13 protein-coding genes and 1 pseudogene are annotated in these 15,754 nt (G+C 42.8%); 7 read left to right on the top strand and 7 right to left on the bottom strand.

Going from position 1 to position 15,754, the window contains the following annotated elements:
• Positions 1-61 precede the first annotated feature (61 nt).
• Genes FPL27_RS02445 through FPL27_RS02455 form a run of 3 tightly spaced genes read left to right on the top strand, consistent with a single transcriptional unit; the run spans position 62 to position 2,614 of the window.
• On the top strand, positions 62-1,126 hold the full coding sequence (locus FPL27_RS02445) for an FAD:protein FMN transferase (protein WP_143959585.1): 1,065 nt from the start codon (positions 62-64) through the stop codon (positions 1,124-1,126).
• On the top strand, positions 1,126-1,887 hold the full coding sequence (locus FPL27_RS02450) for an SAM-dependent methyltransferase (RefSeq protein ID WP_143959586.1): 762 nt from the start codon (positions 1,126-1,128) through the stop codon (positions 1,885-1,887). Before FPL27_RS02445 ends, FPL27_RS02450 begins: the two co-directional genes overlap by 1 nt.
• A complete protein-coding gene (locus FPL27_RS02455; RefSeq protein ID WP_143959587.1) occupies positions 1,877-2,614 on the top strand; it encodes a ZIP family metal transporter in 738 nt (245 codons plus the stop codon). Before FPL27_RS02450 ends, FPL27_RS02455 begins: the two co-directional genes overlap by 11 nt.
• Here FPL27_RS02455 and FPL27_RS02460 read toward each other — a convergent pair.
• Both FPL27_RS02460 and FPL27_RS02465 read right to left on the bottom strand, forming a co-directional pair.
• Positions 2,611-3,054 (bottom strand): annotated as a pseudogene (locus FPL27_RS02460) (TlpA family protein disulfide reductase); the annotation flags it as partial. The gene FPL27_RS02455 and the pseudogene FPL27_RS02460 overlap by 4 nt on opposite strands.
• Before the next feature lie 118 nt (positions 3,055-3,172).
• Positions 3,173-4,561 (bottom strand): DUF4403 family protein, encoded by a 1,389-nt coding sequence (locus tag FPL27_RS02465; protein ID WP_185974278.1) that lies wholly within the window; start codon positions 4,559-4,561, stop codon positions 3,173-3,175.
• 172 nt (positions 4,562-4,733) lie between these two features.
• On the opposite strand from FPL27_RS02465, the gene ytxJ reads away from it, so the two are divergent.
• Together ytxJ and FPL27_RS02475 are read left to right on the top strand one after the other, a co-directional pair.
• Positions 4,734-5,075 (top strand): bacillithiol system redox-active protein YtxJ, encoded by a 342-nt coding sequence (ytxJ, locus tag FPL27_RS02470; protein WP_143959590.1) that lies wholly within the window; start codon positions 4,734-4,736, stop codon positions 5,073-5,075.
• A 195-nt stretch (positions 5,076-5,270) separates the two neighbouring features.
• Positions 5,271-8,147 (top strand): TonB-dependent receptor, encoded by a 2,877-nt coding sequence (locus FPL27_RS02475; protein WP_143959591.1) that lies wholly within the window; start codon positions 5,271-5,273, stop codon positions 8,145-8,147.
• 116 nt (positions 8,148-8,263) lie between these two features.
• On the opposite strand, the gene mnmD is transcribed toward FPL27_RS02475, so the two are convergent.
• The 5 genes from mnmD to FPL27_RS02500 form a co-directional block, all read right to left on the bottom strand.
• On the bottom strand, positions 8,264-8,953 hold the full coding sequence (mnmD, locus tag FPL27_RS02480) for a tRNA (5-methylaminomethyl-2-thiouridine)(34)-methyltransferase MnmD (protein WP_143959592.1): 690 nt from the start codon (positions 8,951-8,953) through the stop codon (positions 8,264-8,266).
• A 5-nt stretch (positions 8,954-8,958) separates the two neighbouring features.
• Positions 8,959-9,441 carry a 2-C-methyl-D-erythritol 2,4-cyclodiphosphate synthase gene (gene ispF / locus FPL27_RS02485; protein WP_143959593.1) on the bottom strand — a complete coding sequence of 161 codons (483 nt, stop codon included), beginning with the start codon at positions 9,439-9,441 and terminating at the stop codon, positions 8,959-8,961.
• Between the two features lie 21 nt (positions 9,442-9,462).
• Entirely contained in the window at positions 9,463-10,698 is a 1,236-nt protein-coding gene (locus FPL27_RS02490; RefSeq protein WP_143959594.1) for a M16 family metallopeptidase, read from the bottom strand.
• 109 nt (positions 10,699-10,807) lie between these two features.
• A complete protein-coding gene (locus FPL27_RS02495; protein WP_143959595.1) occupies positions 10,808-11,011 on the bottom strand; it encodes a heavy-metal-associated domain-containing protein in 204 nt (67 codons plus the stop codon).
• An 89-nt stretch (positions 11,012-11,100) separates the two neighbouring features.
• Entirely contained in the window at positions 11,101-13,278 is a 2,178-nt protein-coding gene (locus FPL27_RS02500; RefSeq protein WP_143959596.1) for a heavy metal translocating P-type ATPase, read from the bottom strand.
• A gap of 333 nt (positions 13,279-13,611) precedes the next feature.
• On the opposite strand from FPL27_RS02500, the gene bshC reads away from it, so the two are divergent.
• Positions 13,612-15,195: a bacillithiol biosynthesis cysteine-adding enzyme BshC gene (bshC, locus tag FPL27_RS02505; protein WP_143959597.1), complete on the top strand. Its 1,584-nt coding sequence runs from the start codon at positions 13,612-13,614 to the stop codon at positions 15,193-15,195.
• Positions 15,164-15,730 carry a 5-formyltetrahydrofolate cyclo-ligase gene (locus FPL27_RS02510; RefSeq protein WP_143959598.1) on the top strand — a complete coding sequence of 189 codons (567 nt, stop codon included), beginning with the start codon at positions 15,164-15,166 and terminating at the stop codon, positions 15,728-15,730. The genes bshC and FPL27_RS02510 overlap by 32 nt, the downstream gene beginning before the upstream one ends.
• Positions 15,731-15,754: the final 24 nt, after the last annotated feature.

The raw sequence follows: 15,754 nt of genomic DNA on the forward strand, positions 1-15,754 counted from the left end.
TTTAAAGCTTAAAGGCAAAATTGTTGAGAAACCATTACCTTTGCAGGAAATTTCCTTGAATATGCGAAACAACGCTCGAAAAAACGTCATTTACTCCATCATTTTATTATTGATTGTCTTTATAGTATTCCTCTACAGGCAAAATCAGCAAAATCCACCCGAGTCTGGTTCTGTGGAGCAGGACGGGAAGGTGACCTTGACTGGAGAAACAATGGGCACCACTTATAGGGTGGTTTACTTAGATGAGCAATCAAGAGATTTCAAAAAGCAGATTGATTCGGTATTGGTAGCCTTTAATAATTCCCAATCGACCTACATCCCTGATTCGGAGATCAGCAGATTCAACCGTCAGGATACTTTGGAGTTTGAAAGTAAGTATTTTTTGGAGGTTTTGGAGGCTAGCAAGGATGTTTTCGAACTTACATCTGGTGCTTATGACCCCACTATTGGACCATTGGTGAATGTATGGGGGTTTGGACCCGAGGGTGCCCAGCGTAAGGACAGTACTGAAATCAAGGATTTACTTCGGTTGGTAGACTTTAATTTGATACAATATGATTCCAGCAAGGTTTGGAAAACCAAGCCAGGAGTTTATTTGGACTTCAGCGCTATTGCCAAGGGGTACGGTGTAGATGTAGTGGTTGACTTCCTTGAAGGGCAGGGTATCTATAATATGTTGGTGGAAATTGGTGGGGAACTCGTTGGAAGAGGGGTTAACGAAAACGGTGAGCTTTGGAAAGTGGGTATCAACCAGCCGGATGAGGATGGGGCTAGGGATGATCTTTTCAGCATCATAGCTCTTGACGACCAAGGACTGGCCACATCAGGTAATTACCGTAATTTTTATGAAAGAGATGGGGTAAAATATTCCCATACCATCAGTCCTAAAACTGGCTTTCCGGTTAGGCACGGCTTGCTCAGTGCTACGGTGGTGGCTGAAAACTGTATGCTTGCCGATGCTTATGCCACAGCTTTGATGGTAATGGGGACCGAGGAAGCCATTGCCTTGCAAAAGTCTTCCAAGGCTTTTGAAGTACTTTTAATTTACAATGACGAGGAAGGAAATCTGGCCACTTTTGTAAGCGAGGGTTTAAAACCGTTCATTTCATTTATTGATAGAGATTAATGGAGAGTGTAGAAGCTGTAGACAAGAAGGATTGGTTTGGAAAGTGGTTTGATAGCCCTTATTACCATATTTTGTATAAAAATAGGGATTTTGCTGAAGCTAGAAGGTTTATTGACAATCTGGAGGGGCACTTCCAACTAGACAGCACTTCCCATGTGATGGATCTTGCCTGTGGAAAGGGCCGGCATAGTATATATCTTAACCAAAAAGGTCATCGGGTGACCGGTTTGGACCTCTCGCCTCAAAACATAGCATACGCAAAAAGTTTTGAGAACGAGCTTTTGGACTTTGATGTACATGACATGCGGGAAGTATATGCCAAAGCAAGATTTACCCATGTTGTCAATTTATTCACCAGCTTTGGCTATTTTAGTGATGAGGAAGATAACATCCGTGTATTCCAATCTGTATATGAATCGCTTAAGCCTGGAGGTTTCTTCCTGTTGGACTACCTCAATCCCGACAAGGTAATCGAGGTGATGAAGCCTCAGGAGGTGAAAGCCGTAGATGGGGTCAAGTTTGATATTCGTAAACAGGTTCAGGACGGTTTTATTGTCAAAGACATTTTCTTTGAAGATGGAAGCCAATATCATTTTCAGGAAAGAGTGCAGGTACTGAGAGAAGAGCAGTTTGAACACTTCTTCGAAAAAGTGGGGTTGGAATTAAAGGTAGTGTTTGGGGATTATAATTTGGCCCCCTTTAGTTTTCACGAAAGTGACAGAATGATTTTTATAGCGCAAAAACCCATAGATGCTCATTAATTTTGGCTTACTTTTCTTTTCGGCTTTGCTGGCTGGGCTAGTGGCGATTCTTGTGCCCCATTGGCGAGAACAGGACTTTAAAAAGGTACTGATATTTGCCGGGTCCTATCTTTTTTCCATCACTATTCTACATATTTTCCCTGAGCTTTTTGCAGATCGGGAATCGGCCTACTACATGGGACTTTATATCCTTTTGGGTTTTCTCTTGCAGCAGCTTTTGGAATTTATGTCCTCTGGTATTGAACATGGGCATTTACATACCCATGGAAATGGTCATAAGGGAAATACTGTGACTACCTTAATGGTCGGGCTTTTCCTACATGCCTTTTTGGAAGGAACGCTTCTTTCCAAGCAACCTGAGCTTTCTGGGCATCACCATGGTAGTGAGACCCTCCTGATCGGGATGATTTTGCACAAGATCCCTGAAGCTTTTGCTTTGGTGGCGGTCTTGCTTACTAGGCTAAAAAAGAGATTGGTAATGATCCTTTTGGTGGTTTTTGCCTTGGCATCCCCTTTTGGTATGTTGTCTACTGATTTGCTTTACAGTGAAGCATTAATTGGTCCGGACACGATCAACATGCTTTTTGGATTGGTAGCCGGAGGATTTTTGCACATTTCCACTACCATCATTTTTGAAAGCAGTCCCCAGCATAAATTCCAGCTTCAAAAACTACTGATAATAATGCTGGCGGCAGGTCTTGCCATTTTATCAGAATACGTGATTTAATTCTTTAAATGCTTCTGGATTTCCTTTTCCAATCTAGGGTGGCTGGGATTATATGCCTGATTGTTTAAAATTTTTCCTTCCTTGGAAATGATAACATATCTCGGTACAGCAATCACTACCCCTTCAAAATCCTTTTCTTTGTAATTGAAATAAACAAACGGGTAAATAGGATTAGTCTCATCGGTACCTATCCAGTAGCTGTTTTTGGTCCAGTTTCGCTTGGTGACATAGTCGTTCCAATATTCCTCTCTGTCATCAATGGAAATTTTGACGAACTCTACATCCTGGTCTTCAAATTTTTCGGCTAGAGCTTCAAAATAAGGGGTCTGCTGAATGCATGGGGCACACCAACTTGCCCAAAAATCCAATACCAAAAGCTTTCCTTCGAAATCAGAAAAGTCAATAGTTTTGCCTTCAATATCGGTCAGTGGGCCCAGCGGGGCTTTTTTTCCATTGTCGACAGATTAGGGTCAGCTTTTCCTGCGGACTCGTAGTAGACTGCGCCATATTGATTAATGGAAAAAGTATGGCAAAAAGTAATAAAAAAAGCTTTTTCATTTAAAGTTGTTTTAACCTGACATCCACGTCACCTGTCGAATGCAGATATAAGCGGACATCTTCAGGTGTGGTATAAATCCCAAGTACATCCAATTTAGGGTTTTTTATTGAAATTGATGCAAAGTCGGTCTGAATGTCACTATGCTTTCTGATTTCAGTTTTAGCCTCCTCGAGATATTCACCTATAGGGAAAAACGCCCTTTTTTCGATTTCAGCTGTGATTTTATTCTGTTTAAGCCAGTTGGCTGAGTTGGCCAACAAGTTTTTGGTGTTTAGGTCAAATTCAATTTCCTCAAAATAAATGGCCTCCCGGTCTGCATCATAAGCTGGTTTTCCCACCAGATAAAGATCTCCGCTTAGGTCCTTTTTGCCGGTTCTTTTGGCGGTGAAGTTCATTTTTACCAATGCCCTATCTCCAAAATCCTGAGTGGTGAATTTTTTAGGTATTAAAACTGTGCCTTTTTCGATCTGGAATTGCTCCCCGACCAGTTCGGAGTTGAGATATTGGTCGATTTGGCTATATCCGATACTAATTGGCAAGGTGATGTCCGCTCCATTTTTGGACATGTCGTTTTTGACCAATTGTGGTAGGTGGGCGGTTTTAAAAGCTGGTTTTTGGCCAACTGTGGTCGCCACATCTCCTTCCAGCCCAATATGCAACAATAAGTTTTGACCGCGGATTTCTTCAGTCAGGTGTAAGGTTTGTGGGCGGGTGGTAACAAAACCCTGATGTCCATTTTGGGAAAAGGGTAAAGGTTCACTGAAGTTTTGCCAAGCGCTTTCTAATAGCCCCTTAAAGTTTACCCCTTGAAAATTGTTAGCCATAAGCTGGTTTTCGAGTAGTTTTTGAAGGTGCTTTCGCAAAAGGGGATCCAAGTCTAATTTGTACCCAAGCAACTCGTATTGCAAAGGACGTCCCCATCCCTCAATTTGCACATCAGCAAATTTGATATTGTAATCCTTCCCGATTTCTGGTCGGAAGCTGATTTCTGGAGCAAGTATTTCATCAAAAGGTATGGCAGTGGAAATGGTCTGGCCAAATATCTTTTTCTCCACATTCAATTTGCCCTTCAAATGCACAGGGAGCTGAAACATTAGTTTTTTCTCTAGGTATGGAGAAAGACTTGCGTTGCCGGTTTTGGTAACCTCCAAATCAGTGGTCAGGCCGTTGCCTACTGGGATTTGCTTTTCAGAAAACAAAAGATCCTGGAATTCCTGGTTGAGTTTCTGCTCGATGGAACTTAGTGGAATCTCCAACGGAAAGTAAATAGAGGACCTGGCTTCCGGTAAAGGGGCCGCTTGCTGGGAGGACTTCGGTTTCTCCGGGTTTATTTTTTTACAGGCACTGAAGGTGAAAGCAATTAAAGCTATATATAGGAGTTGGCGCATTGACATTTATTCTAATTTACAAGAATAACGATAGTGGCGCAGAATAGTCAATATTCTACCCTTTCTTTTTTCTTAAAAAACTATAATCCACCACTTCTCATTTTTTTGTAGTTTTAGGGAATTATAAAACCGAGTACCTTTGTTAGCAGTAAGTTATCAAAACCATGTATTAATGAATTGGATCAATTTAGAACAAGCAGTACAGCTTGAGGATATAAAAAAAGAAAGCCACGAACAACCGGTAATGATTTTCAAGCATTCTACGCGTTGCTCTATCAGCGGGATGGCAATTGACCGGCTTACCCGAAACTGGAAGGATGCGGAAACAGCCCATATCAAACCTTATTATTTGGATCTTATTAACTTTAGAGATATCTCCAACCAAATAGCTCAAGAGTTTGGTGTTCAACATGAGTCTCCACAGGTTATTTTGGTAAAAGACGGGAAGGCTATTTATGATAATAGCCACATGGGCATTAGTTATAAAGACATTCTTTCTGAAAGTTCAAGCTAATAATTTCAAAATATTTAGTGTGTAGCTCGGCCCAAAAGCCGGGCTTTTTTTAAACTATTTTTTTACCGCTTGCAACACCCATTATCCACTCAAAACATCTCTCAAATTCCGATTAAACCTTCATATAGATTCACAGTCTAATTGGCAACAAATCACAAATTTTTGATTTTTTAGGAAACGATTTTAACTATCTATATGAAAATTTCTACACTTAAGGTGTTGGCAATCTTATTATTACTTGCCTCGGTAAGTGAAGGAGTTGCCCAACAGAGGGGGACTGGGCAGCGGGGTCCAATGGGTCAAATTAGAGGCCAAGTGATGGAGGGAAACACTAATGAACCACTTATTGGCGCCAATGTGCTGGTCAAAACAGTGAATGATTCTTTGGTGACTTCTGCTATCACAGATCTGGATGGGACATTTGCCATTGACCGTCCTAGAATCCCTACCGTAGTGGTGGAGATCGTCTATCTGGGTTTTGAAAGATTTCAGAAAACTATTAGCAGGGGGGAAAGCCTAGACTTAGGAGTAATCCAGCTTAAAGAGGATTCCAAACTTCTAGATGAATTTGTGCTACAGGGGCAAGCCATGGTGGGCGAGATGAAAGGGGATACGACTTCCTTCAATGCGGCAGCTTTTAAAACTAGGGAAAATGCGGTCGCTGAGGATATGGTCCGCAAGCTTCCGGGAGTGACTATCCAAAATGGAGAAATTCAGGCCAGGGGTGAGCAAGTGCAGAAAGTATTGGTAGATGGACGTGAATTTTTCGGTAATGACCCTTTCCTTGCGCTAAGAAACCTTCCGGCGGACGTAATTGATAAAGTAGAGATTCTAGACCAACGATCAGATCAATCAAGACTTACCGGTTTTGATGACGGTAATTATAGCCGTACCATCAATATTGTGACCAGGCAGGATAAGAGAAATGGTCAGTTTGGGCGAGTTTATGGTGGATATGGAACCGACAACCGTTATTCGGCAGGTGGCAACATCAATTTCTTCAAAGGAGATAAGCGTATTTCCGTAATCGGACTTTTCAATAACATCAACCAGCAAAACTTCTCCTCCCAAGACATGGTGGGTATTGAAGGAGGCGGTGGTGGCCGTGGAGGTCGAGGTGGCGGAGGCTGGGGCGGCGGAGGTCGTGGCGGCAACCAGAACTTTTCGGTAGGTCAGGACCAAGGTATCATCACCACCAATTCTCTTGGGTTGAATTATAGCGATAAATGGGGAGATAAAATCAATTTCACCGGTAGCTATTTTTTTAACTCTACTCAAAACAATGTTTTCCAAAACACCAATAGAGAAATCGTACTTGCAGGGTCTAGCCAACTGTACAGGGAATCTTTATTGGAAAATGTAAGGAGCAATAATCACAGGGTGAACGCTAGAATGGAATATGACATTGATGAGAAAAATGCCTTGATCATTGCTCCATCGGCTAACGTTAGGGCAAACTCCAGCTTTATGGACAGGGATGCTATCAACTTAACGAGTGGGTTTGACCCTTTGAGTAGTACTAGGTCAGTAACGGACGGAACGGCCGATTCCTACAATATCAGTAACAACTTGACTTATAGATACAAATTTGACAAACAGGGCAGAACACTATCCGCTAACTTGTTTACGGCTTTTAACAAGACTGATGATTTAACTCAGTTGATGGCTGCCAACCGGGATTATATTCAAAACGATTTCGATACCATCAACCAGGAGACTTTTGCGCTTTCCGATGGATTTAACTACAGAGCCAACTTGACATTTACGGAGCCTTTGACAAGTAAAGCGATTGGTACGGTAAGTTATCAGGTGGGGAATAATAAGACTTCTGCAGATCAGCGTACTTTCCAGATTGCCGAACAAGGATTGGTAGTCTTGGATACAGCATTGAGTAACCAGTTTGAGAACCAGTTTTTGACCCAAAGAGCGGGACTTGGGTATAGGTACAATAACCAAAAAGGCTTGAATCTAAATGCCAGCTTGGATTATCAGAATGCTTCATTGGATAATCAGGCTTTTTTCCCTGTTCCAGCTGAATTCCAGCGTTCCTTCAACAATATTTTGCCCACTGTCAATATGCAGTACAGAAAGGAGAATGGCACTTCATTTAGAGTTAGGTATCGTAGCAGCACCAATGAGCCGAATGTAATTCAGCTGCAAAATGTTGTAAATAACGCCAACCCACTGGCGATGTCGGTAGGTAATCCAAATCTTGGCCAAAGCTTCAACCACTCCATTTTTGCAAACATGTCGAAAATCAACATGGAGAAATCCAGGACGTTTTTTGTGTTCCTATTTGCTTCCAAGACGGACAACTTTATGGGTAACAGTACCTTCATTGCCCAGCAGGATACCGCTATCAGCCCCGATGTGATTCTTCGTAGAGGTGGGCAATTGGTGAGACCAGTGAATTTGGACGGTCAATTTAACAGTAGATTATTTATGTCGTACGGAGCTCCGGTAGCGCCATTGAGGTCTCAGTTCAATATGAACTCCAGCATCAGCTTCAACCGTACTCCAGGTATGATCAATGATGATATAAACCTAAATGATAACATAGGGCTTAGCCAAGGGGTAACTCTAACCAGTAATATCAGCAAGGACGTTGACTTCACCTTCCAAACTACAGGTACATACAGCATCGTCAACAGCTCCCTGCAGACGACTTTGAACAACAATTTCTACGTTCAAAATTCGAATGTGAGATTCTATTACAGCCCCAATGATGGGAAACTTTTCATTTCCAATGTGGTCAACAATGCATTGTACAGAGGTCTTTCAGAGGGGATGAATCAATCGATTTGGCTTTGGAACATTGAGGCAGGATTTAGATTCTTGAAAGACAATAAGGGAGAGCTAAAGTTGAACATATTTGATTTGCTTGGTCAAAACCAAAGCATTGCTAGAACGGTGTCGGATGTGTCAATTGATGATGTCTTTACTAGGGTTTTGACTAGATATGCCATGTTGAGCTTTACCTATCACATAGGTAGCTTCAAGCCTCAAGAGAGGCAACAAGGTCCGGGCGGACCTATGAGAATGATGAGACCAGGTGGAGGTAGGACTTGGTGAAAAAGCAAAAGGCCCGTGATTTATTCCGGGCCTTTCTTATTTTTAGTGAGACGTGAAAAGTGATCAGTAAGAAGTGGGGCGCTGGCCGTCAGACTTTTTACTATTTACTTATTACTTCAAATTTTACTTTTAACCCCTCTGGTCATCTCCTTTTTACCGGGAGGGCCGGGTAGGGTTTCTACCTCGAGCCCCAATTCTTTCAGATTCCGCTTCAGCTGTCCCTGGGCGCAATAGGTGACGAAAACTCCTCCTGGGTTCATGGCTTCCACAACTTTTTCCAGCAAGGGCTTTTCCCAAAGTTCGGGTTGCTTGCTTGGGGCAAATGCATCGAAGAAAACTACATCTGTAGGATACATCTGCACCTCCTCGAGGGTGGTCTGGTCTTTTTTCATGTTGAAATACTCCGAAAGCGCGCCTCCCTGATTCCACTCTGCCTGGTGCAGAAGATTAAAGTAAGGCTTAAATCTTTCCAGGTTTTCCTCAATTCCGGTGTAGTTTAGCTGTCCGTAAACCTCCTCTTTCAATGGGAAAGGCTCGATCGTATGATAAAGCACGGGGATTTGGTTTTGCTCAGCCCATACCAAAGTCAGCCAAGCATTCAAACCTGTACCGAAGCCAACCTCAAAAATTCGGATAGGCTGCACCCCTTTGTTTTTGGCCGCCCAAGCTTCCAAGCCGTACAAAAGAAACACATGAACTGATTCTTTGTATGCTCCGTGAAAGGAATGGTAGGTCTCGTTGAGGTGGGGGAGATAGAGGGAGTGGGACCCATCCTCGGTAGTGATGATTTTGATTTCCCTTTCCATCTGAATTATTTTTTGTTGATCAAGGCCACGCAATACGCCGACACGCCTTCTTCCCTTCCGACAAAGCCAAGGCGTTCTGTAGTGGTAGCTTTGATGGAAACCTGATTTTCTTCCACCTCCATCACTTCAGCAAGGCACTGTTTCATGATTGGAATGTGCGGATTGACTTTGGGTTGCTGCAAGCAGATGGTGGTGTCAAGGTTGCCAAGCTCGTAGCCGTTGTTTCGAAGAAGCTTCATTACTTCTTTCAAAAGTATTTTGCTGTCGATTCCCTTATACTTTGGGTCAGTGTCGGCAAAATGGAACCCAATATCGCGTAAATCTGCAGCGCCTAGCAAGGCATCGCAAATCACGTGAATCAGAACATCCGCATCCGAGTGACCCACCGCACCCTTGTCATGTTGCAACTTGATGCCGCCCAACCAAAACTCCTCACCTTCTTTCAACTGATGGACATCATATCCAAAACCAACTCTAAAATTGCTCATTTTTATAAATTGTAATGTCTATTATGATTTCTTGTAATAAAGCACGGAAGCATTTTCCTCCCGCAATATTTCCTTTGCCACCTTTTGAATATCAGAGGCCGGCACAGCAGTCTTTTTCTCGTATTCGGTCTGGTATAATTCCGGGTCACCCAAATGTGCGTAATAGGCCAGGTTCATAGCTCTATTTAGCAACTGAACTCCTTCAAAAGTCTTCATGGCTTCAGCCTGGTTTTTGACCTTTTCAAGTGTGGATTCCTCAATTGTAGTTTGGATAAAATCTTGCACTAATCCATCCAATAGTTTTTCTGCTTCCTCGGCAGTTTTTCCCTTTTCCATCTTTCCATTGAACACCATGAGTCCTGGATCCACATTGCCCATCACGTAGGCATTGCAAGTGGCAAATACATCCGTGTTTTTAACCAGTTGCTGCTCTAGCAAAGAAGACCTGCCAAATCCTAGGATATCTGTGATGAGGTCACACTCTTTGTAATTGGGCTGAAGACGTCCAGGAATATGATAAACTTTATAAAGGGAATCTGTAGGTACGTCCGTGGTGTAGATTTTAGTTTTCTTCTGGGTTTGAACTGGCTCTTTTTCAATGGTTTTCCTCGGAATATTTCCACTTGGAATCCCCTCAAACCATTTTTTGGACAGTTGCTTAGCCTGCTCCACGGTTACATCTCCTGCTACTACCATCACTGCATTGTCTGGCCGGTAGTGCGTAAAATAAAACTCTTCAACATCCTGCCGTGAGTAGTTTTCTACATCTTCCAAACTCTGGCCAATAGTCGGCCAACGGTAAGGATGCCTATCAAAAGCCATATCCCTCACCAAGTGAAAGGCATTGCCATAAGGTTGGTTAAGATACCTTTGTTTGAACTCCTCGATGACCACCTTCTTTTGGGTGTCGATAGTTTTGTCCGATAGATTGAGCTGCATCATCCTGTCGGATTCCAGCCAGAAAGCCGTCTCAATATTGATAGCCGGCACGGTGGTGTAGTAATTGGTGATGTCGGTGTTGGTGAAGGCATTGCATTCTCCGCCGACTTTTTCCAAAGCTGTATCAAACACCGGAACGTTTTTGGACCCCCCAAACATGAGGTGTTCAAAATAGTGGGCCAGCCCGGTTTTACCTACAATCTCGTTGCGAGAGCCCACTTTGTACAAAATGTTCAATACAGCCATTTTGGTTGTGTGGTCCTCATGGACCAGCACTTCAAGGCCGTTATCCAGTACAAATCTCTCGTATGCAATCATATTAGTAGGTTTAAACCACAAATGGGCGCAGAATTAATCTGGCCCAAGTGGGTATGTTCAAGGCAAAAACAAATTTAGTAAAATAAAGCTGTTAACCTTTCAATTTGTTTTAAACCGGCTCTCCTTTGTAGCCTGCTTCCTGCAAGGCGGCAATTACGGCCTGGGAGTCGGTATCTCCTTTTACAGTTAGAATTCGGTCAGGATGCTTAAGGTCCACTTCCCAAGAAGTGTTTTCCAAGCTGTCCAATTTAGGCTTAACGGCCGATTCACATGCGCCGCATTTGATGTTTGTTTTGAATTGTAATTCGTTCATGGATTTACTTTTTAAGTTTTTAGATGATAATATTTTGGGGACGGAAGACCGAAAGGTGTATTTTCTCCCGTCTTCCGTCTTTTTTATTGTTATTTAAGTCTCAAGCTGTTGGTGACTACCGACACTGAACTCAGTGCCATGGCTGCTCCTGCGATCATGGGGCTCAGCAGAAACCCAAAGGCAGGGTACAGCAAACCCGCTGCAATCGGGATGCCTATAATGTTATAAATAAAGGCCCAGAATAGGTTCTGGTGGATTATGCTTACGGATTTCTTTGAGAGGTCAAAGAATTTTGAAATCTGTTCCAAGTCCGAATGGATAAGCGTGACCTTGGCCACATCCATGGCGATGTCAGAACCATGGCCCATGGCGATGCTCACGTCTGCCAAACTCAGCGCCTCACTGTCGTTGATGCCATCGCCTGCCATCGCGACCACTTTTCCTTCTAGTTGTAGACGCTTCACATATTCGGCTTTGTCAGTAGGCATCATGGCTGCTTGGTAATGGCTTATTCCCAACTGCTCAGCCAAATGGGCCACTGTTTTCTCTTGGTCACCGGACAGGATATGAATGTCTATGCCTTTGGCTTGTAGTTTTTTGATTGCAGCTTTCGAGGTTTCTTTTACTGGGTCTGCAATGGTAATCGACCCTATCAATTCATTTTCCCTTGCTATGAAAATCACTATCTTTCCCTGGGAAAGCTTCTCATCGGCATCTTTTAAGACATCCTCAGCCAGATTAACCCCTTCAGCTGCTAACCAGCTTTTCTTCCCTATTCGGTATAGCATACTTTCAAAAACTGCACTGACCCCATTGCCTGTATGGGATTGAAAGTTTTGGATGGAAGGCAGTTCGGTGCTGTCAAAATGACTCACAATTGCCTTTGCCAGGGGGTGCTCACTTTTCCGCTCAATGGCGGAAATAACACCGGACAGCATATCATCACTTCCTTTTGGGAAAAAAGTACTGACAACTTTTGGGTTGCCTTCGGTAATGGTGCCGGTTTTGTCTAACAGCAGCGTGTCCACTTTTTTACCCTTCTCCAGACTTTCGGCGTCTTTGATCAAAATGCCCATATTGGCGCCCTTGCCAATGGCCGCAATCACGGCAGTAGGTGTAGCCAGCCCAAGTGCGCAAGGACAGGCTATGACTAGCACTGTAATCATGGATAGCATTCCCCTGAGCCAACTGTCCTCAATTCCTGTAAAGCCCCAAACCAGCAAAGTTACAATCGACAACAAGATTACTATTGGCACAAATATCCCCGCAATCTTGTCCACCAAATGTTGCACCGGGGCCTTGCTGCCCTGTGCTTCTTTTACACGTTGGATTATTTGGGCGAGCAAGGTGTTATTCCCTACTTGTGTGGCGGTAAAATTGAAGCTTCCTTTCTCGTTGATGGTGCCAGCAAATACATTGGATCCAATTGACTTTTGTACTGGGATAGGCTCTCCGGTAAGCATGCTTTCAGAAACAAAAGAACTTCCCGAGATGACTTTTCCGTCCAAAGGGATTTTTTGGCCTGGCTTTACGAGTATTTCCTCTCCTACTTGCACAGTGGAGGTTTTTTTGACAATTTCTTTCCCGTTTTCGATGACCGTTACCTCGTTGGGTTGCAAGCCCATAAGTTTTTTAAGGGCCTCACCCGTACCGGCTTTGGCCCTTGATTCGAGAAGGCGGCCTAGGAGGATGAAGAAAATAATTATGGCGGCAGCCTCAAAATACACATGAGGCTCCAGTCCTCGACTGAGTAACCATTGAGGGAAAAAGGTGTTGAATGTACTGTAAATATAGGCTATACCTGTACTGAGAGCCACCAAGGTGTCCATATTGGCCTTGAAGTTTCTTGCTTGCTTCCATGCGTTGATAAAAAACGTACGACCAAAAATCAACAAAATCGGGGTGGTGAGCAGCCACATTACCTCGTTGCCGTAGGGCATGTGCATCCAGAACATGCCGATGATGAAAACTGGAAAAGCCAATATACCGGAAGCGATGGTGTTGAACCGCAATTGTGCAAGAGCATTTTGCTGATGTTTTTCAATTTCCTCCGCCTTGACCTCTTCGACAATTAGGTCATAGCCGTCATCTTGTACCGCTTTCTTCAGGGCATCCAGGTCAAGTGTGTTTTCAGACTCTACCAAGGCAGAATGGGTAGCGTAATTGACAGAAACCTTTTTTACCCCTGGGTAGGTTTTGAGTACGTTTTCTACACTGACCGCACAGGCTGCACAGCTCATGCCGCTAACAGGAAATTCTTTTTTCATGGCCTATTAATTTATTGTGTATATCCGCTTTATTGCCAGTATGAACCGTCAACTAATGAAAGAATGGCTGAAAACAATATTTAGGCCTCTTCGGTCATCGGTCTTCGGTCATCCTACCCCAAAATCAAAGGGAATTGCCAACAGGCAGGATTACGGATAATCATTTAATTTTATACTCAAAATTAAAACATCTAACCCCCAGTTGCTTTACATAATTTTTGATTATATTAAACTCTGGTTTGACCGTTCCTGTATTTCCGTTTAATTTTAGAACTTTGCCAATTAAGGGGCCGTTAGCCTCATAATGATATTTTGAATCAGAAAAATAAACCCATGATCAAAGCGACCCTTGAGCCTGAGTGTACCGGGCAGTTTTCAGCTTTCTTTTTAGACTATCTCCGACAGCAACCTTCTCTTTCCCCATTTTACAAGTTATTCCCCTCAGTGGAGAATTTTGGAAAGGCAGTTGAGGAAAGGAATTTTTCTCAAGAGAAAAGAGAAGTGCTGGCAACTGCGCTGAACGAGCAATATCAAAAGGCGGGTCTGAAATGTAAAGCTGTGGAAAGGCTCAGGGATTCCAGGACTTTTACCGTGACGACCGGTCACCAGCTCAATCTAATGACTGGGCCGCTTTATTTCATTTATAAAATTGTCTCTACCATCAATTTGGCCGAAAAGCTGAATAAGGAGTACCCGGAATGCCATTTTATTCCGGTGTATTGGATGGCCACTGAGGACCACGATTTTGCTGAAATCAACCATTTCAACTTTGATGGAGAAAAATATCAGTGGAACAGCCAACAGACAGGTGCTGTGGGTGATTTTGTCCTTGATGATGAGCTTAAGGGGCTTCTAAAGAAGTGGAGGTTTTTGCCCGATTTCTTAAAGGATGCCTATGAAAGCTCCGAAAACTTAGCGGTTGCAGTTCGTAAATATGTACATCACCTTTTTGGAGAAAAAGGCCTAGTAATAGTAGATGGGCATGATGTGAAGTTAAAACAACTTTTCGCCCCCATTATAGAAGCAGACATCTTAGAAGGCAAAGCCAGCGAGTTAGTGCAACAAAGCACACAGGAATTAGAAGAGTTGAGCTACAAAACCCAAGTGCATTCCCGTGAGATTAATTTTTTCTACCTGGATAAAGGGCTTAGGGAAAGGATTGTGAAAGTGGAGGACAGTTTTGAGGTGCTCAATACAGATATTAAATACAGTGAGTCAGAGCTTAGAAAGTTGATTCAGGAAAGTCCCGAAAAATTCAGCCCCAATGTAGTAATGAGGCCTGTGTATCAGGAGGTAATTCTACCAAATCTGGCTTACTTGGGTGGTCCGGCTGAGGTAGTGTATTGGTTGCAGTTGAAGGAAAGTTTTGACCACTACGGCGTAGATTTTCCCATGATTATGCCTAGAAACTTTGCCATGATTATTGATTCCAACTCTTCGAGAAAGATTGCTAAACTGGGTGTGCCTTTGAAGCAAATTTTTGAAGATTTCACAATCTGGAAAAAAGCTTACGTAAAGCAAAGGTCCACTCATGATCTAACGTTAAATGATAAAAAAGAGGCTTTAACTTCCTTAATGGATGAAATCGGGGGACAGGTAGAAGGAATCCATCCGACTTTAAAGACGAGCTCAGAAAGTACCAAAACAAGGATGATACAAATTATTGATCATTTTTGTAAAAAAGTGGTAAAGGCTGAGGAGAAAAATTTCTCGGAAGACTTAAACAGGATGGAGACCGTTAAGAAAACTCTTTTCCCCAAGGGCGTGCCCCAGGAAAGGTTTAATAATCTCTTGCAATTTTACTTGGAGGATGGCAATTTTATAGACAAGCTTTTTGAAAATTTTGATCCTATGAACTTCAGTTATATTGTTTTAGAATATCAGGATGGAGAAATCAGAACTACGGAAAATTTATAAATCCAAAAGGAAGCATCTGGAGACTGGGAAAAGATTGATAATATCCAGAATTATCACCGATAAATTGCTTACCTTTCTGGAACTGCATCTAGAAATTAAACACATTCACGTTTTTCTTCCGATTGAAAAACTCGGTGAGATTAATACCTTCGAGCTTGTCGACCGACTTGCCTCCAAAAAATACCATCTTTATACATCTGTAAGTGATTTTGTCACCGGAGCCATGGAGACCATTGAGTTGGATGTTCCATTTTCATACGAACTTGACTCCTATGGAATTCCGGTACCACACCATTATCATGTCGTGGATGGCAATGCCGTTCAAATGGTTTTAATACCCCTTTTGGCATATGATTTGGAAGGTAACAGACTTGGTTATGGAAAGGGATTTTACGATCGTTTTTTGGAATCCCTCGGTCATGAGGTTATAAAAGTGGGCTTGTCATTTTTCCCTCCGGAAAAATCCATACCTGCTGAAGAACACGATGTCAGGCTTGATTTTTGTATCAGCCCGGAGCAGATTTATTCCTTTTAAAAAATTATTTATTGTTAAATTTTA

Source organism: Litoribacter populi (genome assembly GCF_007483685.1).
In the GTDB taxonomy this organism is placed as follows: domain Bacteria; phylum Bacteroidota; class Bacteroidia; order Cytophagales; family Cyclobacteriaceae; genus Litoribacter; species Litoribacter populi.